This window comes from Geminicoccus harenae, assembly GCF_019800005.1.
In the GTDB taxonomy this organism is placed as follows: Bacteria; Pseudomonadota; Alphaproteobacteria; order Geminicoccales; family Geminicoccaceae; genus Geminicoccus; species Geminicoccus harenae.
This window is the reverse complement of the sequence record NZ_JABGCL010000050.1, coordinates 1-21,229: the sequence shown is the minus strand read 5'-3', so window position 1 is coordinate 21,229 and position 21,229 is coordinate 1. Positions and strand designations below refer to the sequence as shown.

The 21,229-nt window shown below is 64.9% G+C and carries 24 protein-coding genes and 1 pseudogene; 11 read left to right on the top strand and 14 right to left on the bottom strand.

Going from position 1 to position 21,229, the window contains the following annotated elements; translation table 11 throughout:
• Positions 1–857: 857 nt before the first annotated feature.
• The 3 genes from HLA95_RS24875 to HLA95_RS24865 are packed head-to-tail and all read right to left on the bottom strand — an operon-like array spanning position 858 to position 3,633.
• Positions 858–1,871: an ABC transporter substrate-binding protein gene (locus HLA95_RS24875; protein WP_222184882.1), complete on the bottom strand. Its 1,014-nt coding sequence runs from the start codon at positions 1,869–1,871 to the stop codon at positions 858–860.
• Between the two features lie 44 nt (positions 1,872–1,915).
• Positions 1,916–2,791, bottom strand: coding sequence for an ABC transporter permease (locus HLA95_RS24870; protein ID WP_191057708.1), 876 nt, complete (start codon positions 2,789–2,791; stop codon positions 1,916–1,918).
• The gene (locus tag HLA95_RS24865) at positions 2,791–3,633 is read right to left on the bottom strand and encodes an ABC transporter ATP-binding protein (RefSeq protein WP_223861347.1); all 843 of its coding nucleotides are present in this window, start codon (positions 3,631–3,633) and stop codon (positions 2,791–2,793) included. Before HLA95_RS24865 ends, HLA95_RS24870 begins: the two co-directional genes overlap by 1 nt.
• 194 nt (positions 3,634–3,827) lie before the next feature.
• Between HLA95_RS24865 and HLA95_RS24860 the strand changes: the two genes are divergently transcribed.
• The 6 genes from HLA95_RS24860 to HLA95_RS24835 all read left to right on the top strand — a co-directional run bounded on the left by HLA95_RS24860 (position 3,828) and on the right by HLA95_RS24835 (position 8,907).
• Positions 3,828–4,907: an Ldh family oxidoreductase gene (locus HLA95_RS24860; protein WP_222184880.1), complete on the top strand. Its 1,080-nt coding sequence runs from the start codon at positions 3,828–3,830 to the stop codon at positions 4,905–4,907.
• Between the two features lie 16 nt (positions 4,908–4,923).
• Complete coding sequence (gene nanR, locus HLA95_RS24855) at positions 4,924–5,646, top strand: transcriptional regulator NanR (RefSeq protein ID WP_191057710.1); 723 nt, start codon at positions 4,924–4,926, stop codon at positions 5,644–5,646.
• Positions 5,646–5,960 (top strand): putative quinol monooxygenase, encoded by a 315-nt coding sequence (locus HLA95_RS24850; protein WP_191057711.1) that lies wholly within the window; start codon positions 5,646–5,648, stop codon positions 5,958–5,960. The genes nanR and HLA95_RS24850 overlap by 1 nt, the downstream gene beginning before the upstream one ends.
• Before the next feature lie 81 nt (positions 5,961–6,041).
• The gene (locus HLA95_RS24845) at positions 6,042–6,734 is read left to right on the top strand and encodes a GntR family transcriptional regulator (RefSeq protein WP_322100167.1); all 693 of its coding nucleotides are present in this window, start codon (positions 6,042–6,044) and stop codon (positions 6,732–6,734) included.
• Positions 6,731–7,828 (top strand): isocitrate/isopropylmalate dehydrogenase family protein, encoded by a 1,098-nt coding sequence (locus HLA95_RS24840; RefSeq protein WP_191057713.1) that lies wholly within the window; start codon positions 6,731–6,733, stop codon positions 7,826–7,828. The genes HLA95_RS24845 and HLA95_RS24840 overlap by 4 nt, the downstream gene beginning before the upstream one ends.
• Positions 7,829–7,914: 86 nt before the next feature.
• The gene (locus tag HLA95_RS24835) at positions 7,915–8,907 is read left to right on the top strand and encodes an ABC transporter substrate-binding protein (RefSeq protein ID WP_222184878.1); all 993 of its coding nucleotides are present in this window, start codon (positions 7,915–7,917) and stop codon (positions 8,905–8,907) included.
• A gap of 214 nt (positions 8,908–9,121) precedes the next feature.
• On the opposite strand, the pseudogene HLA95_RS24830 reads toward HLA95_RS24835, so the two are convergent.
• Together HLA95_RS24830 and HLA95_RS24825 are read right to left on the bottom strand one after the other, a co-directional pair.
• A pseudogene (locus tag HLA95_RS24830) lies at positions 9,122–9,226 on the bottom strand (IS481 family transposase); the annotation flags it as partial.
• A gap of 88 nt (positions 9,227–9,314) precedes the next feature.
• Positions 9,315–9,764, bottom strand: coding sequence for a helix-turn-helix domain-containing protein (locus HLA95_RS24825; RefSeq protein ID WP_191057715.1), 450 nt, complete (start codon positions 9,762–9,764; stop codon positions 9,315–9,317).
• 69 nt (positions 9,765–9,833) lie between these two features.
• Between HLA95_RS24825 and HLA95_RS24820 the strand changes: the two genes are divergently transcribed.
• The 4 genes from HLA95_RS24820 (at position 9,834) to HLA95_RS24805 (ending at position 15,723) form a co-directional block, all read left to right on the top strand.
• Positions 9,834–11,135, top strand: a complete 1,302-nt coding sequence (locus HLA95_RS24820) for an MFS transporter (protein WP_191057716.1) — start codon at positions 9,834–9,836, stop codon at positions 11,133–11,135.
• Positions 11,136–11,631: 496 nt separating this feature from the next.
• Entirely contained in the window at positions 11,632–13,692 is a 2,061-nt protein-coding gene (locus tag HLA95_RS24815; protein ID WP_191057717.1) for a DUF3604 domain-containing protein, read from the top strand.
• On the top strand, positions 13,689–14,726 hold the full coding sequence (locus HLA95_RS24810) for a peptidylprolyl isomerase (protein ID WP_191057718.1): 1,038 nt from the start codon (positions 13,689–13,691) through the stop codon (positions 14,724–14,726). Before HLA95_RS24815 ends, HLA95_RS24810 begins: the two co-directional genes overlap by 4 nt.
• Positions 14,719–15,723, top strand: a complete 1,005-nt coding sequence (locus HLA95_RS24805) for a HupE/UreJ family protein (RefSeq protein ID WP_191057719.1) — start codon at positions 14,719–14,721, stop codon at positions 15,721–15,723. The genes HLA95_RS24810 and HLA95_RS24805 overlap by 8 nt, the downstream gene beginning before the upstream one ends.
• A 15-nt stretch (positions 15,724–15,738) precedes the next feature.
• On the opposite strand, the gene HLA95_RS24800 is transcribed toward HLA95_RS24805, so the two are convergent.
• From HLA95_RS24800 to HLA95_RS24770, 7 genes are all read right to left on the bottom strand, one after another.
• On the bottom strand, positions 15,739–15,963 hold the full coding sequence (locus HLA95_RS24800) for a hypothetical protein (protein WP_222184876.1): 225 nt from the start codon (positions 15,961–15,963) through the stop codon (positions 15,739–15,741).
• 409 nt (positions 15,964–16,372) lie between these two features.
• Positions 16,373–16,753: an AbrB/MazE/SpoVT family DNA-binding domain-containing protein gene (locus HLA95_RS24795; RefSeq protein ID WP_191057720.1), complete on the bottom strand. Its 381-nt coding sequence runs from the start codon at positions 16,751–16,753 to the stop codon at positions 16,373–16,375.
• A 97-nt stretch (positions 16,754–16,850) separates the two neighbouring features.
• Positions 16,851–17,732, bottom strand: a complete 882-nt coding sequence (locus tag HLA95_RS24790) for a 3'-5' exonuclease (protein ID WP_222184874.1) — start codon at positions 17,730–17,732, stop codon at positions 16,851–16,853.
• Positions 17,733–17,972, bottom strand: a complete 240-nt coding sequence (locus HLA95_RS24785) for a hypothetical protein (RefSeq protein ID WP_191057722.1) — start codon at positions 17,970–17,972, stop codon at positions 17,733–17,735.
• Positions 17,973–18,015: 43 nt separating this feature from the next.
• The gene (locus HLA95_RS24780) at positions 18,016–18,318 is read right to left on the bottom strand and encodes a hypothetical protein (protein ID WP_191057723.1); all 303 of its coding nucleotides are present in this window, start codon (positions 18,316–18,318) and stop codon (positions 18,016–18,018) included.
• A 149-nt stretch (positions 18,319–18,467) separates the two neighbouring features.
• Complete coding sequence (locus HLA95_RS24775; RefSeq protein ID WP_222184872.1) at positions 18,468–18,785, bottom strand: hypothetical protein; 318 nt, start codon at positions 18,783–18,785, stop codon at positions 18,468–18,470.
• A 186-nt stretch (positions 18,786–18,971) separates the two neighbouring features.
• The gene (locus tag HLA95_RS24770) at positions 18,972–19,574 is read right to left on the bottom strand and encodes a hypothetical protein (RefSeq protein WP_191057725.1); all 603 of its coding nucleotides are present in this window, start codon (positions 19,572–19,574) and stop codon (positions 18,972–18,974) included.
• A gap of 332 nt (positions 19,575–19,906) precedes the next feature.
• Between HLA95_RS24770 and HLA95_RS24765 the strand changes: the two genes are divergently transcribed.
• The gene (locus tag HLA95_RS24765; protein ID WP_222184871.1) at positions 19,907–20,092 is read left to right on the top strand and encodes a hypothetical protein; all 186 of its coding nucleotides are present in this window, start codon (positions 19,907–19,909) and stop codon (positions 20,090–20,092) included.
• Between the two features lie 7 nt (positions 20,093–20,099).
• Here HLA95_RS24765 and HLA95_RS24760 read toward each other — a convergent pair whose 3' ends face one another.
• Entirely contained in the window at positions 20,100–20,519 is a 420-nt protein-coding gene (locus HLA95_RS24760; RefSeq protein WP_191062502.1) for a thermonuclease family protein, read from the bottom strand.
• 482 nt (positions 20,520–21,001) lie between these two features.
• Positions 21,002–21,229: hypothetical protein (locus HLA95_RS24755; protein ID WP_222184869.1), on the bottom strand; the 228-nt coding region annotated here is incomplete at its 5' end.

Genomic DNA, 21,229 nt, shown 5'->3' with positions numbered 1-21,229 from the left:
CCGCCATGTCATGGGGCAGGGTGATGCTCAGTTTCTCCGTCGTACCGGCCATGCCATCCCTCTACCGATGCAGGGCGAAGAATAGCACTTGATCCTACTTGATACTACCAAGGTCCATGGGCATTAGCTCCTTGCTGAGGGCCGTGCTGGCAGCAGCTGCGTCAACGGACGGGGTCTGAGCCTGCTGCCGTCATAGGGCAATAGAGTCCGCCAACCCTCTGATTGTGATCTAGTAGGCGAATTATGACGGATTAAGTATGCGATGTGCGATATAGAGAGGATTCGGCAGCGTCCCGCGGGAACCCGCTGTTTCCGGCCGGTCTATGTCGTAGAGAACTTGCGCCGGCGTCCAATCCTCTCTGGAACGCCGGCGCTTTGCTGTTTTTAAGGCGTGGCGCGCGTGGATCCAGGGCACCGTTCAGTCCGGCACTGTATCAATGTAGGCGATGGTGTTCAGCCTGGTGGAGCGGGCGTGTACGCTACCGCTGGATGGGTCCGGGCCCCACGTCAGCTGCAGGGCTGTGCCGACTGGATAGAGAAGGCCGACAGCGACCATGAGGGTCATGACATCGAGCTGATCGAGGCCAAGCCGGATGGCTTATTGAAAGTGAATATCAGATTGTGCCGCTGCATCTGCTGGTCGCACCAATTAAGAAAGCCGGGCACGGCAGAACAGCAATAGCCGCGCCTTGAAATCGATGAGTGGCAGCGCTCTACTGTGGAACGATCCGCTCGGCGGTCGATATGTCCTGACCGACCGCCGGCGTGCACTGAGGCTGCCTCTACAAGGCTGTTCCCCGGCATGCATAGCCCTCATTGCCGGGTTACCTTGGAATACACGTCAAGAGCGAGGTGTCTTAGCTTCCGGGAAGCTCCGCCACGTTCGGGAAGAACAGGTCCGTCCAGGTCGTGGGCTCGTTGTTGATCCGGCCGATCTTGTGCATGAACGTCGCCATCTTCATCGTCTGGCGTGGCGTCAGCGACATCGTCACCTGCGGGTCGGAGATGATCGCCTCGATGTCCTCGACCGGTTCGTTGCTGTTGGTCATCCGCTTGTAGGTTTCAGCGGCAGCCTTCTTGTCGGCATTGATGATGTCGATCGCCTTCTCGAGCGCCGTCACGAAGGCAGTGTAGGCCTTGGGATTCTCGTCGTGGAACCGGCTGGTGGTGAAGGCGGCCGTGTTGGTGGCAGGCCCGCCCAGGATGTCGTAGCTGCTGATGACCGGGTGCACGCCCGGCTGCTTCTTCTGCATGTACTGGTATGGCAGGGCCGAGAAATGTGCGGTGATCACGCCGCCGCCGGACAGCAGCGTCGCCATGGCCTCCGGGTGCGGCAAGGAGACGGTGAGCGGGTCCAGCCGGTCGTACTCGTCTTCCCCGAACTCGGCAGCCGCGGCCATCTGCAGCAGCATGGCCTGGTTGGAGACCTTGATCGTCGTCACCGCGATCTTGTCGTCCTCCGTGAAGTCGCGGATCGACTTCACGTCGGGATTGGTGGTCAGCAGTTCCATCGGCATCTCGACCAGGGAGCCGATGCCGCGGATCTCCATGGCAGAGCCCTTGGTGCGGTCCCAGAGCGTGATGAGCGACGGCGCGCCGGCAGCACCGATGTCGAGGTCACCGGAGATCAGCGCCTCGTTCATGGCGCCTGGTCCGCCCAGCTGCACCCAGGACATGGTGAGGTCGGGCAGGCCGGCCGCGGCCGCTTCCTGCTCGACCAGCTTCTGGTCTTCCATGATCATGAGCGGCAGGCTGCTCAGCCCGTATTGCCGGGCCGCCCTGATCTCGCTGACCTCCGCGGACGCTGTCGACACCAGGCTGGCCGCGAGAATGGCGGCGCCGAGGAGGCGCGCCGTGGCTTGATGGATCACGTGGGTTCTTTCCCTGATAAAGCCGTTGTCGTTCGTGCCGATCGTCAGCGCTGCATGCCCCAACGCTGCACGGTACGGGCCTCGATCGCCCGGAAGATGACGGACTCGACGAAGAGACCGATCAGGATGACCGTCAGCAGGCCGGCGAAGACCTGAGCGGTGAGCAGTTCGGCGCGTGCCTCGAAGATGTACCAGCCGAGCCCGCCCGAGCGGGACGAGACACCGAACACGAGCTCGGCGGCGATCAATGTCCGCCAGGCGAACGCCCAGCCGATCTTGAGGCCGGCCAGGATCGCCGGGAACGCCGCCGGGATCAGGATCAGCACGACGTACCTGACCCCGCTCAGCCCATAGTTGCGGCCGGACATCCGCAGCGTCTCGGGCACCGAGCGGAACCCGCTATGGGTGTTGAGGGAGACCGCCCAGAGCACCGAATGGATGATGACGAAGACCAGCGACGGAATGCCCAGGCCGAACCAGATGAGCGCCAGCGGCAGAAGGGCGATCGCCGGCAGCGGATTGAACATCGCAGTCAGCGTCGAGAGCAGATCGGTACCGATCCGGCTGGATACTGCCAGCGTCGTGAAGACCGCTGCCAGAGCGAGGCCAGCACCGTAGCCGAGGACGAGCACCTGCAGGGAGGTGAAGGTCCGGCTGATCAGGGGGCCGTCGACCAGATCCCGCCAGAATGTCGCGAGCGTCTCGGAGAAGGTCGGGAACAGCAGAGGATTGCTGAGGAAGCGGGCGTAGCACTCCCATACCACCGCCAGCACGATCAGCATCACGAACCGCCGGAACGGCGTACTGCCCCACAGCCGCTCCGACATCGAGAGCGGTCGCTGGACCTCGCCCACGTCGCTCGCATCGGTCAGCTGCCGTTCGTACTCCGGACGCAGGCCGGAAACAGCATGAGTTGCCATCACGACCGTGCCTCCACAGCGAGCTCATCTTCGAACAGGAAGTCGTGGATCCGCTTGGACAGGCGGCCGAAGTCGGGATGGTCCACCGAGCCGTGGCCGAACCCGGTCGAGTTCAGCTCGGCGCGCACGCGCCCGGGATGCGGAGAAAGCACCAGAATCCTGGATCCCACCAGGATCGCCTCCTCGATCGAGTGCGTGACGAACATGACGGTGAAGTGCAGCTGGTCCCAAAGTCCCAGCAGCTCCTCCTGCATCTTGCGCCGGGTCAGCGCGTCCAGCGCCGCGAACGGCTCGTCCATCAGCAGGATGTCCGGCTCCATCGCCATGGCACGCGCGATGGCGACGCGCATCTTCATGCCGCCAGAGAGCATGTGCGGGTAGACGTCGGCGAACTTGCTCAGATTGACCTTGGCCAGCGCCGAGAGCGCGCGTTCCCGTGCGTCCGCGCCCTTGAACCTGCCGGACACTTTCATCGGAAACAGCACGTTCTGCAGGACGGTCTTCCAGGGCATCAGCTGCTCGAATTCCTGGAACACCATCATCCGGTTGGGACCGGGCGCACTGATCTCCCGGCCGCGGATCCGGATGCTGCCCTCCACCGGGTTCATGAAGCCACCAACCGCCTTGAGCAGGGTCGACTTCCCGCAGCCCGAAGGTCCCAGGATCACGAACCGGTCGGCCTCGTGGACATCGAAGTCGACCCGATAGGTGGCAGTCACCAGGTGCTGGGGCGTCTTGTACTGCAGCGTCACTCCCTTGACCTGCAGCAGCACCGGAAGCGGCGTCGCTTCGACCGTCCCGAGGGCCTCGGCCCGATGCGTCCTAGCCTCCGTCATCAGCATTCCACCTCTCCGAAGGTCGCACTCCGGGCAGGATGAAGACCTGCGTCGACCATAGTTCCTCCCCTGCCTTGCCGACTGGACAGCCGGTTGTTGGTAGAGCTAGGTACCTATTATACCAGACGGCGTCAATTCGTGCCCAGCCGAGAAAAGGCCTCCGTCTGGGAGGGCGCGGAGCAGAGTCAGGAGGTGTTGGGGTGGCGAGCGAGGAAACCCAGAACGTGATCGTCGCGGAGAAGGCACTGAAGTCCTTCTGCGTGGAGGTTATGCGCAAGGTGGGTGTGCCAGGCGCTGAGGCGATCCTCATCGTCGACAATCTGATCGAGGCCGACCTGCGTGGCGTCGAATCGCATGGAGTCGTGCGTTTCCCCATCTACGTGAAGCGGATCGTCGACGGCGGCAGCAATCCTCGCCCGCAGATCCGGATCGTCCGCCAGACCAAGACCACCGCCGTGGTCGATGGCGACAACGGCATGGGCCAGCTGGTCGGCGTACGGGCGATGGAGATCGCCATCGACAAGGCGAGCGAGGGGGACTGCGCCTTCGTGTCGGTCCGCAACAGCAACCATTTCGGTGCCGCGGCCTATTATGCCGAGATGGCGGCCCGTCGCGACATGATCGGGCTGGTGTTCACCATCGGCGGCATCAACCACATGACTCCATGGGGGGGCGCTGAGGCGACCCTCGGCAACAATCCGTTCGCGGTGGCGTTTCCGACCGATCGGGATTTTCCGATCGTGCTCGACATGGCGTGCAGCATCGCCGCCCGCGGCAAGATCATCGTCGCCGCCAAGGAAGGCACGCCGATCCCCGCCGACTGGGCGAGCGGGCCGGATGGGCTCCCGACCACTGATCCCGTGGAAGCGCTGAAGGGCTTCGTCCTGCCAGTGGGCGGACCGAAGGGCTACGCGCTCACCTTCACGGTGGGCCTGCTCAGCACGATGCTGTCCGGCGCCTATTTCGGCTCGGAAGTGACCCACATGTACGACAAGACCGAGACGCCCCAGAACGTCGGCCACCTGTTCGGCGTGTTGCCGATCGCCTCCTTCGAGGATCTCGATACATATCGCACGCGCATCGGCAAGGCGATCCGCGACATGCACGAGGCGAAGAAGGCACCGGGTGTCGAGCGGATCTATGTGCCGGGCGAGCGTGAGCATCTGGCCCTGCAGGCCCGGCGGGCGGCGGGTATTCCGCTGGGTGGCGGGGTATTCCGGGAGCTTCGGGAGATGAGCGAGCATTTTGATGTGCCGCTCGTCGCCTCCGGCGCCGCTTGACCACCGCGGCATCGCCATGAGCGAGTTCACCGTCCGGCCCGTGCGTCGCCGCAAGCTCTACGAGGAGATCGTGGAGCACCTCGAACAGATGATGTTCAAGGGCAAGCTGGCACCAGGCGATCTCCTTCCATCGGAGCGCGAACTGATGGAGATGTTCGGTGTTGGACGTCCCTCGGTGCGTGAAGCTCTGTTCGCGCTGCAGCGCATGGGCCTCGTGGCGGTCCGCAACGGCGAGCGCGCCTATGTCACCCGCCCCTCAGCGGAGCGGCTGGTCAGGGAGCTGTCGGGCGCGGCCCGGCATTTCCTCGCTCACCCGGAAGGCGTACGGGAGTTCCAGCAGGCCCGGCGCATGCTGGAATGTCTGATGGCGCGCCATGCGGCGGAGCAGGCGGACGATACCGACATTGCGGAGCTGGCCGCTGCGCTCGCCGAGAACGAGCGCGCGATGGCAGACAGCTTCGAGGAGTTCGCACGCACCGACGTCGCGTTCCATTTCCGCATCACCCAGATCTCAGGCAATTCGCTCTTCATCGCCATGCATACCGCAGCGGTCGAATGGCTGTCCGAGCAGCGTCTGGCCACGGTCAAGGCCAAAGGCTCCATGCAGGATGCCTTTGCTGCTCATCAGAAGATCTTCAATGCGATTGCTGATCACCGACCCGAAGAAGCGGCACAGGCGATGGCCACGCATCTCGACCAGGTCGTGCAGTACTACTGGGAATCCCGGAGAACCCCTTGATGTCCCCTTTCATCATCGTCGTCGAGTTCATCGTGGCACCCGCTGATGCCGCCCGCTTCCGGCAACTGATGGTCGAGAACGCGGCGCGGTCGCTCGCCGACGAACCCGGCTGCCGCCAGTTCGACGTCTGCAACCCCGTGGGTGAGCAGGAGCGGTTCATCCTCTACGAGATCTACGACGATGAGGCCGCCTTTCAGGCCCATGTCCGCTCGCCGCACTTCCTGAAATTCGACGCAGCCGTCGCCGGCATGGTGCTGCGCAAGACCGTAACTCAGCTGGAGCTCCTGGAGCAGCCCGCCCGCGCCGCGGCCTGATCCTTTTCGGGCCGATCCACATGGCGAGCGCCGATGGCGCTTGTCTTACGTCCGATAACGTATACGCTACCGAATATGACAGTGGATGCCTCGATCACTGATCCAGACCTTCGCGGCAGCCGCCGCGCCGCCGAGACCGCCTATGACCAGATGAAGCGGCGCATCCTCGACAACGAGTATGCCCCCGGCGCCCAGGTCCTGGAGCAGACCCTGGCCGACGATCTGGGCATGTCGCGGACTCCCGTCCGCGAGGCCCTGATGCGGCTCGCCCGTGAAGGGCTGGTCGAGGTCGTGCCGCGCCACGGCATGCGGGTGCTGCCGATCTCGCCGGACGACATGCGCGAGATCTACCAGGTGCTCGCCAGCCTGGAGCCTGCCGCCACCGAGATCCTCGCCGCACGACGCCCCACCGCGCAGGAGGTGGCGCCTCTGGCCCAGGCTTGTGATGCCATGGAGGCGGCCCTGGAAAGGGATGACCTGCTCGGCTGGGCCAAGGCCGACGAGTGCTTTCACTTCGCCCTGGTGAACCTGTGCGGCAACCGACGTCTGGCGGCCATGGTGATGACGGTCTGGGAACAGTCGCACCGCGCGCGGATGTTCACCCTGCGTCTTCGTCCCAAGCCGGTCGAATCCACCCGGGAGCATCGCGCCGTGCTTCAGGCGATCCTGGCCGGGGAGCCCGAGCGGGCGCGGGAGCTCTATCGCCGTCATCGCGAGCGCGCCGCTATCGGCCTGCTCGACATCATCAACAAGTTCGGATTGAGCCGTCTATGAAGTCGAATGCCTTCAACATCGCCGTCATGCCCGGGGACGGCATCGGCGTTGAGGTGATGGACGCGACCCTGGCAGTGCTGGACGCGGTCGAGCGTCGGCATGGCCTGGGCTTCCACCGCGACGTGCGCCAGGGCGGCGCCCATCATTTCCGCGAAACCGGCACCGCCTTGGACGAGGCTTCGTTCAAGGCCGCGGAGAAGGCTGATGCAATCCTGTTCGGCGCCATGGGCTGGCCGGACATCCGCTACGAGGACGGCACCGAAATCGCCCCGCAGCTCGACCTGCGCTTCCGCCTGCGGCTCTATGCTGGCGTGCGGCCAATCCGTGCCGTGCCGGGCGTGCCGGCCACCTTGAGCGATCCGCGTGCCAAGGACATCGACTTCGTGGTCCTGCGCGAATCCACGGAAGGCATGTTCGCCTCGCGCGGCAAGGGAGTCATCGAAGACAATCGGCTGGCCCGCGACACGATGGTGATCACCCGCGTGGTCACCGAGCGCCTTTCGCACTTCGCCTTCGATCTCGCCGCCACGCGCGGCAAGCGCAAGGGCCGCAAGGGGACGGTGACGCTGGTCGACAAGGCGAACGTGTTCAAGTCGTTCGCCTTCATGCGCTCGGTATTCTACGAGGTCGCGGCCGGCTATCCCGAGGTCGAGGCGCGCCACCACTACATCGACGCGATGGCGCTCGACCTGGTGCGTCGCCCCTGGGACTTCGACGTGCTGCCGATGGAGAATTTGTTCGGCGACATCATCTCTGACCTGGGCGCCGGACTGATCGGCGGGATGGGGTTCGCGCCATCGGCCGATATCGGCGACGAGCACGGCCTGTTCCAGCCAAGCCACGGCAGTGCGCCGGACATCGCCGGCCGGGGCATCGCGAACCCGACTGGCATGATCCTGTCGCTCGCCATGATGCTGGAATGGCTAGGCACACGCCATGGCAGCGATGCCTGCATCACTGCGGCCGAGGAAGTGCGCATGGCCGTCGATGCGGCATTCGGCTCGGGTGCGGTACGCTCCTTCGACATCGGGGGCCAGGACGGCACCGGGGCCGTGGCCCGAGCGGTGATCGACCGGCTGGGAGGGTCAGCCTGACGCTCCGATCGACGTAGCAGGGGGCATGGGTGCCGGTGAGACCGGTGCCCAGTTTCCTGCAGAAGCCATCAGGGAGAAGCAGTAGAATGAAAAAGATCGCGACACTCACTGCCGTTGCCGCCTTGGGCTTCGGCGTTGCCATGGAAGCCCATGCCGAGGCGGACGCGTTGCGCGTCGCCAAGCAGTATGGGCTGGGCTACATCCAGTTGATGATCATGGAGGAGGAGGGCCTCGTCGAGAAGCATCTCCAGAAAGCTGGCATGGACGACGTGACGGTCGAGTGGGCGACCTTCCGGTCCAGCGACGTGATGAACGACGCCCTCATCTCCGGCAACATCGACTTCGCGAGCCTCGGCCCTACCGGCATCGTCACGATCTGGGAGCGCACCAAGGGCAGCTACGACGTGAAGGTGGCCGCCGGCCTGAACGCGCTACCCTGGATCCTGACGGTGCGCGATCCCTCGATCAAATCCATCACCGACTTCGATGAGGATGACCGCATCGCCGTGCCGGCGGTGAAGGTCTCCGGCCAGGCCGCCGCCCTGCAGATGGCGGCCGCCAAGCAGTGGGGCGACGACCAGTTCGAGCGCCTGGACCACCTGACCGTCTCGCTGTCCCATCCCGACGCCACCGCGGCAATGTTGGGTGGTCCCAGCGAGATCGTGGCGAACTTCACCTCACCGCCCTATGGCCACCGACAGCTCAAGAACCCGAACATTCACGCGATCCTGACCTCCGGGGACGTGCTGGGCGGCCTGTTCTCGTTCAACGTCATCGCGACCACGGCCGCATTCCGTGAGGAAAACCCCACGCTCTACAACGCATTTCTGGGGGCCCTTCAGGAGGCCACCGACCGGGTGAACGCGGACATGGACTGGGCCGCCGACATGTACCTGAAGATCTCCAACGACCCGACTCCCAAAGAGGAGATCCTGGAGATCATGCAGGACGAGGAGGCTCGCTTCACAACCGAACCGCTCAACCTGGGTGCGTTCAGCGACTTCATGGCCCGTACCGGCCGGATCAAGGAGGCTCCTGAAGACTGGCGGGCTGAGATGCTATTTCCTGAAGCGCAGTAGCTTCATCATAACTCAGTTGAGCCACTGAAACTGCCGACCGAGCCAAAGCCGAGACCCTCGGGCCGAGCCTGAGGGCAGGATCCTGCCGATTAGACAGCTCTTGAAGCGCGAGTGCTTGGTCTTCGCGCTGCCCGTATCGGGCAAGCGCGATGGCAGCGCGATTCAGCCCAATTTCCTGGAGAGATGTGAGCATAGCCGACAGGGTGCCACTCAGCAGCGATGAGCGGGTCAGGTGTGGCAGGGGCGGCTGCAGGGCATGGAGGCAGTCGTTCAGTGGCAAGAGCGCGCAGTGCCGAACAGCAACAATGACTGCTTCCTCCCCCTGCTGTGCACGGAAGGTGGCGCCTTCGGCCCCCACCGGTGCACCCCCACAGCATGATGGTCAACTGTACTACCACACTGCGGGATCAAACATCTTTAGGCGGTGGTCGGTCTGTTCGACGCGCGCCCGCCCGGCCGCCAGCCTTTCTGGAGGATACCGACTTCAGCAGCTTGCGGAAGCTCGGACACTGCAAGTGCGACGGAGCCGGGCAGTCCGCGACATGACGCATCGCGTCCCGCAGCACCCGAAGCTTGGTGATTTGCCGGCCCAACTCGTCGGCCTTCGCATGGAGGTCCGCGCGGGGAATGTTCAGCGTCTCGTCATCCCCAAACATTCCCGCGATCTCACCGAGCGAGAAGCCTGCAACTTTCCCCAGCTCGATCAGCGAAAGCTTCAGGAGCACGCTCGGATCGAACTGCCGCCGCAGCCCGTGTCGCCCCACCGACCGGATCAGACCGACCTCTTCATAGTAGCGAAGGGTCGAGGGTGACGCGCCAGAGCGCATCGCCACCTCACCGATATCCATCATGTTCATGCTTGACCTCAAGTTGGCTTCAACTCGTAGCGTGATCCGATGCGATGATCGAGCCAAGGAGACAGGGGCATGCGTGAGGCAGAAATCGGCGGGCGACGGGCACTCTGGCGCGACGGCCGGTCTGTCGCGCTGCTGATGGCGGCCTCGCTGACCGTCATGGCGAACGCGACGATCAGCCCTGCGCTTCCCGGGCTGGAACGTCTCTTCGCCAGCGACCCGAACGCGGCGATCCTGACCCGCCTGCTCGTGCCGGCTCCCTCGCTGATGGTCGCGCTCGTTGCCCCCTTCGCCGGGCTTCTGGCTGACCGGTTCGGAAGGAGACGCCTGCTCCTTGGCGGAGTGCTCCTCTTCGTCATCTCCGGCTGCGCGGGCCTCCTCCTGCCCGGCTTGCCGACCATCTTCGCAAGCCGCCTCGTTCTCGGGATCGCGGTCGCCCTCGTGATGACCGCGCAGACAGCGTTGATCGGAGATTATTTCGAGGGTCAGCAACGCAGCGCCTTTGCCGGGTTGCAGGTTTCGGCGCGAAATTTCGGCGGCTTCCTCTTCATCTCGTTTGCCGGCTGGATGGCGCTCCTGTCACCCCGCGCTCCTTTCGCGATCTACGCACTGCCGCTCGTTTTCCTCCCGTTCATATGGAGGGGAATTGTCGAGCCGGCCTTGCCAGCAAAATCACGGAACGGTGCAGTCGAAGCCAAGGGCAAAGCGCATCGCGTGTGGATTCCGACCTTCGTGGCGCTGGTGCTTCTCCAAGCCGTCACGAACATGCTGTTCTTTCTGATGCCGACGCAGTTGCCCTTCCTGTTCGACGTGCGAGGCGTCAACAGCGCGGTCATGACAGGCATAGCCTTGGGCGTGCTGACCCTGGCCGGCGGTTGCTTTGCCCTTCTCTATGCCCGCGTCGAGGACGGGATCGGCCATGGTGGCGTCTTCGCCGTCGGCTACGGCGCCATGGCCTTGGGCTTCCTCCTGCTGGTCCTTTCGGAAGCCGTTGCCTTCTCTCTCGCCGGTGCGGCTATGATCGGCAGCGGATACGCACTGGTTTCCCCGGCTTTTGTCCCGTTGGCGCTCGGAATTGCGCCCGCATCGCGCCGGGGTTTGGCGGGAGGGCTGCTGACGGCTTCCATCTTTATCGGACAGTTCGTTTCGCCACTGATCAGCACGCCCTGGATTACAAGCGTCGGATACGAAGGGGTGTTCTTCGGAGCCGCTTGTCTGCTCGCTGCAATGGCGATGGCTGCAACAGTGATCAGGTTGGCGTCGTCAGCATCATCGCCTTCAGCGCCACAGGCTAACGGAACCCAGCCGGCTGCCCTGGACGATCTCAACCATAAGACGCCGCCCAGTCGGATATCCGGTACGGTGCCAAGTTGATTCTACTGTTCAGCAAGTTGGCTAATGGCGCTGGCACTAACAATTGCGGATCGATGAATGACAATCGCGCAGCCACTTCCCGCTGCCCCAGGTCGAGAAGTTATGACATACTAGTGACTGCTACCTTCTTGTTCGGAGCATGATCCCCGGTCTCTTGTGGGATTAGGAAGCTTGAAACCGCCATGCTGGTGTCTGCATCTGCCGACTTTCCACCGGCGCCAGGATCCTGAAGTTGTTTCCATGGGAGTGCGACGTCTCCTCGCTTGCTGCACTCGAACTGTGAGTTCGTCGCCCTTCTCGATAATCCGCTACGACAAAACATCTGCGTGATGTCTTGATGCCGCGTCTCGATTCTTTCTTTAGAAGAAGCATCTGCAGATACAAGAGCCACATTGACTGCATCCTATCGCAGGCTTATCACGCATATGTCCGGATAAAGCCCAATTAAATAGAACCGATCCTGGTTGGGTGATCAGCCTCGCGGAGGCCTGTGGGAATGAACGTGGCAATCGCTGCACGACGAGCCAGTTTCTGGGCGGCCACGCTGCTTTGCCTGGCCCTGCCGGCCGTGGCCTCCGCCAGTTCCAAGCCACCCTTCGAGCGGACCGAAGCACGCGAGGCCTGCACCTCCTATGAGAAGCTGCGGCAGCCGTTCTTCGGCGAGACCCATCTGCACACCAGCTTTTCCTTCGACGCCTATGTCTATTCGGTCCGCAACGATCCGAATGCCGCCTATGCGTTTGCCAAGGGCGCGCCAGTGAAGCTGCCGGCCGCCTCCGCCATGGGTGGCCGTCCGCAGGCCAGGACGGCGCGCCTGACCCGGCCGCTCGACTTCGCGGCGGTCACCGACCATTCGGAACTGTTCGGGGCGATGCAGCTTTGCACCCGCTCGACACGCGGCACGCCGATCCGGAGCGCGTTCGAGTGCCGGCAGATGATCACGGGCCAGATCACTCCCGGCAAATTCAACCCGGATGCCGTCGTGGGCGAGTGGGCCCTCAACTCGCTGCTGCGGCCAGACGAGGCCGGGCAGCTTCAGCCGCTGTGCTCGCGGCCGGGCGTCGACTGCAACCGGTCCGCCGTCTCGATCTGGAAGGCGGTCCAGGACGCTGCCGAGGCCTATTACGACCGCAGCTCGGACTGCACGTTCACGACCTTCGTCGCCTACGAGTACACGGCACAGCCGCAATACGCCAACCTGCACCGCAACGTGATCTTTCGGAACGACAAGGTCATCGCCAGCCCGATCAGCAACGTCACCACCAACGGCCCCCACCCGACCGTGCTGTGGGAAAAGCTCCGGCAGCATTGCCTGGAGGGGACGCCCGGCTGCGACGTCCTCACCATCCCGCACAACGCCAACGTCTCCGGCGGGTTGATGTTTCCTGATCCCGCCAATGCCGACGAGGCGCGGGAGCGCGCCTTCTTCGAGCCGCTCACGGAGATCATCCAGCACAAAGGCGCCTCGGAGTGCCGCTGGGATCGGTTGTCCGGCACGGGCGTGCAGACCACCGACGAGCAGTGCACCTTCGAGCAGCTCTTGACCGATACGCTCAATCCCAGCGGCCCGGACGTGCCGATCGACGATTTCCCGACCCGCAACTTCGTGCGCAACGTGCTCAAGGACGGGCTGGCACTGGCGCCGAAGTATGAGGGGACCAATCCGTTCAAGTACGGCCTGATCGGCAGCACCGACAGCCATAACGGCGATCCAGGCAACACCGTCGAATCCAGCTTCCAGGGCCATGCCGGCACCAAGGACGCCCCGGTAGCGCCGCTGATCGACCACATCCGGACCGCACCCGGCGGTCTGGCCGTGGTCTGGGCGGAAGAGAACTCGCGCGATTCGATCTTCGCTGCGATGCGTCGCAAGGAAGCCTATGGCACCAGCGGCACCCGGCCGGTGGTCCGCTTCTTCGGCGGCTGGGACTACGAGGTGAAGGGCCGGCCGCTCTGCCGGCAGCGCGACCAGATCGAGGTCGCCTATGCGCAGGGCGTGCCGATGGGCGCTGACCTGCCGCCGCGGACGAAGAACGGGAAGCCGCGCTTCCTGGTCTCGGCGATGCGCGACCCGGACAGTGCCTCCCTGCAGCGCATCCAGATGGTCAAGGGCTGGGTGGATGCGAGTGGCCAGACTCATGAGCGGGTGATGGACGTGGCCGGCAGCCCGACGGCCCGTCCGTCCGGGGTGGACAGCCGGACCTGCAAGCCGTTGCCTGGCGGATTCAACGGCCTTTGCACGGTGTGGGAGGACAGGAACTTCGACCCGAAGCAGCCCGCCTTCTACTATGCCCGCGTCCTGGAGAATCCGACCTGCCGCTGGAGCACCATGCAGTGCAAGGCAGCCGGGGTCGATCCGTTCGCCAAGCCCAAGCTCTGCCAGCAGCAGGCCCGTGCCGCCAATGCCAAGGCGCAGGCCAAAGGTGAGATCGCCGCTGGCGAGACCCCGTTCGACAATTGTTGCCTGACCGAGAACAACGATCCGTTCATGGAGCGGACCATCCAGGAGCGGGCCTGGACGTCGCCGATCTGGTACACGCCGGTCTCCACGCCATGAGATTTGCGTCGCGTGTGCTGGCGCGGCTCGGCCGGGCACCGCTGCTGCATTTTCTCGTGATCGGCGGGCTCCTGTACCTGGCCGATGCGGCATGGCAGCGGCAGACCACGGACCCGGCCGCGTCGGTCCCGCTCGAGCGGATCGTCTTCTCCGCCCGTCAGGTCGAGCAGCTTCGGCAGGACCTGAAGGTGCAGTACGGCTTCCCGCCGAGCCGGGAGGAACTGCAAATCGCCGTCGACGCGGCCGTGGACGACGAGGTCCTCTACCGGCAGGCGCTGGCCGTCGGACTTGATCGGGACAATGAGAGCGTGCGCCAGCGCCTGATCCAGATCGGCGGCTTCGTCGCCGAGGATCCAGGCGAGGATGAGGAGGTGCTGTATCAGAAGGCGTTGGCGTTGGGCCTCCAGCACACCGACCTCGTGGTGCGCCGGCAGCTGGCGACCACCATGCGGCTCGTGGCCGAGAATGTCCCGCTGGCCGACGAGGTCCCGCCCGACGAGGCCACGCTTGAGGCCTACCTGCAGCAGCACCCGGACGCCTTCACCGTGCCGCCACGGCTGAGCCTGACCCATGTCTATCTGAGCACGGACGAGCGCGGCGCCGCGGCCGAAGCGGACGCAGTGCTGCTCCTGGACGAGCTGCGCAACCACCGCATCACGCCGGACCGGTCCAACGCGTTCGGCGATCCCTTCCTGCTGGGCTACCGGCTCCAGCGACAGACGCACGACGCCGTCCGGCAGATGTTCGGTGAATCCTTCGCACTGGCGCTGGCCGACCTGGCGCCCGGCGCATGGGTGGGACCGGTCCGCTCCGCCTATGGCTGGCACCTGGTCTGGGTCGAGGCGGTCGAGCCGGCGGAACTGCCGCCCCTGGCCGAGGTCGAGGGCCAGGTGCGCGAGGCGGTCCTGGCCGAGCGCCGGGAGCAGCGCATGCAGGAGACGATGAGGCAGATGCGCGCCGAGTACACGATCGAGATCGAGGCTCCCTGGAGCGGTGCCGGCGACGTGCTGGCCAGCGAGGCTGCCGGTGGCTAGATCTCCCCTGCTCGTCCTGGCCCTGCTCGCCTGGGGCATCCTGGCCGGTGTCACCAGCGCCGGTGCCCATCCGATGGGGCCGTCCCTGCTCGAGATCGTCGAGGATGCGCCAGGGCATGCGGAGGTGCGCTGGAAGACCCCGGCAGCGAAAGTGCCAGGCGAGGCAATGCGGCCGGTACTGCCGGAGCATTGTCAGCCGGTCGGCGACCCCGGCACGGAGATGATCGGGATCGCGGTCGTCCAGCGCTGGGGGATTGCGTGCCGCGGCCCCCTGGAGGGCAGCCTGGTCGAGGTGGACGGGATCGCAGCCAGCAAGGCGAGCGTGGTCGTGCGGATCGTCCTGGCCGACGGGCGCGTGCTGAATGGCGTACTGACCCCCGACCAGCCGGCGTTCGCCGTGCCCGCCCGGCAGTCGATGCTCGACGTGGCGCAAAGCTATCTTCTGCTTGGCTTCGACCACATCCTGGGTGGCCTGGACCACCTCGTGTTCGTGCTGGGGCTGATGCTGCTGGCCGGAAGCGGACGCCAGCTCATCGCGATGGTCACCGCATTCACGTTAGGTCATAGCGTGACCCTGTCGCTGGCTGCACTGGGCTTCGTCGACTTCCCGTCGGCGCCGATCGAGATACTGATCGCGGTCAGCATCCTGTTCCTGGCTCTGGAACTCACCCGCAACAAGGACAGGCCACCGACCCTGATGCGACGCTTCCCGTGGGCGCTGACGTTCGGGTTCGGTCTTCTGCATGGACTGGGCTTCGCCGGAGCACTTGCGGAGATCGGCTTGCCTGCGGACGAGATTCCTCTGGCCCTGCTGTCGTTCAACGTCGGCATCGAGGCGGGCCAGCTGGTCTTTTGCGGCGTGCTTTTCAGCGGATACCTCATGGCCCGGAAGCTGCTGCGTTCTTCTGGCTTCAGATTGGGCAAGGCAATCACCGCATATGGTATCGGCTCACTCAGCGTGCTCTGGCTCCTGGAGCGGGTAACTGCGCTATCATAGCTGAGTCTGATAAGATCAACCGCGGCTCTGGCCGTATCGGCGCAACGACGGCTCAGCTGCGGGATTGATCGCGTGCCGGCTTTGAACAATGCACAGGCGAACGACACCACTTTGATCACTGGCCACGGTGCTGGACGTGCAGCCGGTGCCCAAGGACAGGCTGCTGGCCTTGGCATCGGTGGAGTTGGTGCTGAATGGGGTGCCGCTCGTGCTGTACGGGGTACAGGTGATCCGGCTCAAGTACCCGCTCACCGGGAAGGAAGCCACCGGCGTCGAACTGCTCCAACGGGATTCACCCTGCCGGCCAGCGCCTGATCGACGAGAAGCGGAAGACGGGCCAGGAAAGGCCGGGCGTCGGGACCGCGGGCAGATGGAGAAGCCTTGGCTCCTTCGCGAAGCGCAACGGGATGCCGCTTCTACGGCCGCACCAGGATCGACACGGCCAGCAGCCGCTGCCCTGGCCACTATCAAAAAGCGACCGCCTTCCTTGCTGCGAGGATGGTCTTTTCCTCCTGGAGGGGCTGCAGGCTGTCCCAGAAACCAGGGCCGCGCGAGGCCTCTGCGACCAGTCAGGCGCAGGCCCCGCCCTTGTCTAGTATCGAAGCGCCCGATGCTTCGGGCACTTGTTGCAGGCCTGTTCAGGCGCTCCTCAGTTGGAGAGGACTTGCGTGCTTTTGCGCCGGCCGCCGACCTTGATGCGCGGCGCCAACTCCTGTGTCACGGGCTTGCGTGGCTGGCTTGGCCCGTGCTTCACGGCTGCCCTCTCGGCTTCCACGGGTGCCGGCGGCTCGGCAGGCGCTGCTGCCGGCTGAGCCAGCACGACCTCGGGGTCCGGAGCAGCGGCTCCCTTAGCTTGCTTTGCCGGCCGCAGAAGCAGGCCAGATTGGGTGAACTCGATCTCCAGCCGGTCGCCAGTGGCAACGTCCAGATGCTTACGGGCATCGGCTGGCAGGCTGAGCCAGCCGTCATAGTGCAATTGAATCGCAGGCATCGGGCTCTGTTTTCTAAAGGAGAAGATACTTCCGCTCATTAGATCATTGTCCGCTCTACTTCGTCGAGCATTACTTTATCCGGGCGATCTTTAAGGCATGTTTTACCGCACCGGCTGTGGCGGCGGGCACCATCCCTCAGCACCGCTCCGAAAAGCGGTCATAGGCATCGATGCGGGTGACCTGAAGCTGGACCGGGCGCCCGTAGATCTCCGCTTGGAGATAAGCCAGCTCGGCTTCCCGGTCCGCCTCGTGGACATCGAGGTACCAGCCGCGTGGCGCCGGGCCCGTTCGATCGCTCCAGCGATAGCCACGGGTCTTCAGCTGGTCCTTGCGGTCATAGGGGGAGTCTGCCGCAAAGATGCGCCAGGTCGGCATGCGCGCCTGCGCCAGCAGCCTGGTGAGGGCGAGGATGCCGCTGTTGGGCAGCGGGGTCGCCAACAGCTCGATGGCGGCAAGACAATCGTTCTCAGCCCGGTGGCGGTCGTAGAAGAACCCCGCGCCTGTGGCGAGATAGGCGAGCTTGAGCCCTTCATGACCCTCCGCCGCCCAGTCGATCTGCGCCATCGAGCAGGCCCAGGGCTTGCGGGCGAAGAGCGGGCAGAAACGCTCCAGGAAGCGGCGGTCGAAGGCCGCGTTGTGTGCGATCACCAGTGCCGCCGGCGCGGCAAAGGCGGCCACCTCAGCGGGATCGATGGTCTGGCCGGCCACCATCGCATCGTCGATCCCGGTGATCGCGACGATCTCCGGCGGGATCGGCTGTGCGGGCTGCCGCAGGCGCTGGAAAGCGTCGCCGACCGCGAAGATCCGACCGTCCAGGGCATAGGTGAACGGGACCATCGCCAGCTCGATGATCTCGTGCCGGGCAGGATCCAGGCCGGTCGTCTCCACGTCCACGAACAGCCCGATTCGGGTGGCCGACCCATCGGCGAGGTGTGGCTGCCGGCGCGGCACGAGACGGCGGAGCACGCGGTAGTCACCGCTCGCCTCCAACCTCTGCGCCATGTCCTCCAGGTCCATCTATCCCGCTTCGCCGGCAACCCTGCCGCGTTCGTGCCTGCCCAAAGCACGGCCGCCCTGCCGAGCATAGCCCGGCCGCCCGCCCGTCCGGCGCTGTCGCGTGGACCAGCCATAGCGGGGGTCGTCCTGGATCAGCTCCAGATGGCTGCGGATCCGGTTGCGCTCCAGCCAGCCGATCTTGGCCTCTAGCTCGGCCTGGGTCATGACGCCCCGCGCCTTGCCGAACAGCCGCTTCAGCACGGCATTGTAGGCATGGTAGTCGCAGGGCTGGGCTTGTCGCTATTCAGCTCGGCCGACGTGCCTTCTTGCTCAGCACCCAATGGGTGCCCATGCAGCGGATGAAGAACCGTCCGTCCTTGCCAGTTGGATCTGGGAAGACCTCGTAGGTCCCGGTTAGTCGCTCCCGGCGTTCTTCGTTTCGCGCCCTCAGCTCCTTCATGTGCTGGCCGACATTGCTCATGCGCACGAACAGGTAGCGTTGGTCAGTCTTGTTCAGCGGCTCGCCGTCCTGGCACTTGCGATAGGCCTTCTCGATCCGGGCCAGGTTACACAGCGCCGTTTCTGGCTTGGTCCAGCTGCCATCCATGGCCTCGAAGTCGTTGCGTTCGAGCCATGTACGGTGCTGGAGCTGCTCCAGCTCGTGCTTGATGGTGGTCGACGGGATGAGTATGACGGTGCTTTCTTTGGTGGAGATCAGGAGGCGCGCGGTCAGGCGAGCTGCGGCGGTGCTGGCGCTTATCCCTCAGCCGCCCCGATCTGGTAGATGACCTCGACCGGCACCAGCTGGCCGGGGAACTCCGGCTCCTCGGCCTGGACGCGCCCCAGCTCCCGCTCGACCATCTCCCGCTCCGGCCGGTGCAGGGTATGGTGGCCCCAGACCTCCCAGTACCCACCGTCGGTCCAGAACAGCTCCTTGTCGACCCGGTGCTGGATCGTCCACTGGTGCTCGCGATGGGACGGCAGCTTGGCCCAGGGGTCGGGCGGCTGCGGCACCTCGCCCTGGAAGCGCTTGCCGACCATGTCGCGCCATTGCTGCATCTCGTCATCGGTCATGCTGCGTTTCTCGCTGCTCATCCGGTGGTTGAGGACGCGGATGAATTTCCGGCCGTGAGCACCTGCTGCTCGGCCTGGGTGGCGTCCAGTGCCTGCCGTTGCAGCCAGAGCACCCGGACACACTGGCCAGGTATCCCAGTCATGTCGAGCATGAGGCCGATGCGCATAGCTGGCGCCAACGCCAGATCACCGTACGACAAATCTCGGACAGATCCTGATTCCTCTTACCACAGGATTGCCGCTCGAACCGAGCTTGCTCAGCGTCGCCGAGATGAAGTAGAAATTGTTCTTGAAGTCGAGTTCTGGCGCATCGTTGTTAAAAGACACGGTCCTGGCCTGAGCCACCGCCGACGGTGCAAACGCATTGCTGTCGAGCGTAGCAACTATCGTGCTTACTCCGGTGACGAAGTTCTGGCGTATGAAGCGCAGGACGACCCGCGACGAAGCTCCATTGTCGGCGATCCGTGCGGTCATTTCCTTGCTATTCAAGGTGCCGCCGAAGATGCCGGGTACGGCTACGACATTGTATCGAGTGTCGACTGTCCCAGCGAGAACTCTCGGGAGGATGGCTGTGTCGCTCGAATTCAGCGCCACTTGACTTAGGTCGGCTTCATCGACCGCGCCTGCCGACCCGACCGTCGTCCAGCAGCTGCTCTGCGCCGCAGCGGTCACCGGATAGCCGAAGCTGCCTATCAACGCCGTTGTAGCGATGGCTGCCCATACGCTGCAGCCTGCGCTACGGCGATAGAGCGAGAAAAGCGAAGAACAACTACAAGACCAGGGTGACATACTTACCTCCTAATGAAATTATCCGGTCTTGCAGCTTCGAGTGGCCACATGAAACCAGATTAGAAAAAGACACTAACACAGTTATCCGACTTGCGCAGATCACGATTTGACTCTGCAGTGTATCCGTCCGGCTAGGCGGAGGAGCTGGCGCAACCGGTCGGCGCGGTCGTCATCTGCGGCCAACGCTGCCGCCACGCGGCGCAGCAAGGCGGCATCGGCCGGGGCAAGCGGGATGGACCGGCGCAGTAGGGGGCGCGGCATGGGCATCGTTGTTCCGGAAAGAAGGATGCCACGGATCTAGGTCGGCGGCCGGCCCGGACCAGCCCGCCACCGTGCGGGCGGTGCTGGCCCAGCTGCCGCGCCGCTGCGACTTGGCCGGCTTCGACCGGCGCGGCCGGCCGGTGCTGCGGATCGAGACTGCGGTGCCGTTCTGGCTGCTCGACGAGCTGCTGGTGTTCGGCGCAGAGGACGAGGACCGGGAGGGCGACGACCCCGCCGAGGACGAGGACGGCGGCTGAACTGCGGTCAGCGCCGCCGTGGCCGGCAGTAGCCCGGCAACGGCAGTTCCGCAGCCTCCGGCTGCTCCACCCCGGCATAGCGCCCGCCGCTGAACCGGGGGCAGTCCCGCGCTAGCCCGGCCGCGATCACCGCCTCGGCGAGGTCCTGGCTGTCTACCCAGCAGGTGCCGACCCGGCGGCCATGGGTGCGCTCACCGGTCAGCGCACAGACCACTGTTCGCCCTTCGGCCAGCTCGCGCAGGTATGCCTTCGCTGCCGATCCGCCCGACTCGTCCATCTCCGGCGCCGCGATCCCCTGCAGGCGGACCGCCACACCGCCGACGCGCAGGGTATCACCGTCGGTGACCTTGCCGTGGCCATGGAGGGTTTCGGCGGCGGCCGAGTGCGGCAGCAGGACCAGAGCGAGGATGATGAGAAGGACGTGCATGGCTCTACCCGTAGCGGGTCTCGGGCGCACAGGGGAAGGGAATGCTACGTGATGTTATGGTAGATCGGGGCACGGGCATGGGGTGGCGGTGCGGACAGCCAGTCGGCACTACCGCCTCGACCCCCCCGCCGTCCGCAGCGGATGCTCTATCACGGAAGGTGCGGCCGGTCTTTGCAGGACGGCGCACAGCGCCGACATGGGAGAAGAACCCGGCGGGGAACCCACTGATTCCTGCAGGTTTATGTCGTGGAGAACTTGCGCCGGCGTCAATTCCCCCCCCAGGAGCGCCGGCGCTTTTCTGTTTCTAGAGCCAGGCGTGCGTGGATCCAGGGGTGGGCGGCACGGGTCTGCTCCGATGCGACTCACCTGCCACAGATCCTGGCGGGGCGTCCGCCCCGGAGATGACCGGCTCGTCCGCCATCCGCAGGATCCCGGCTCGGCTCGGGACCATGCCTGCCTGGCTTCTACGCCGGGTGCTCCCGCTAGTGCTTGATCGGCGCCAGCACCGCCAGCGGCCCCACGCGCGGGATCGGCCCGGACTCCTGGATGAGTTGGCGCAAGGCTCGAGCCCGGTCATCGTCCTTGGCCAGGGCCACCGCCACGCGGTGGAGCAGGTCGGCATCGGCCGGGGCAACCACCGTCACGCTGATGCCCAAGGTAGAACGCGGCTTGGTCATGGCTTCCCCCGACTGCCCACAATGGCTGATCCG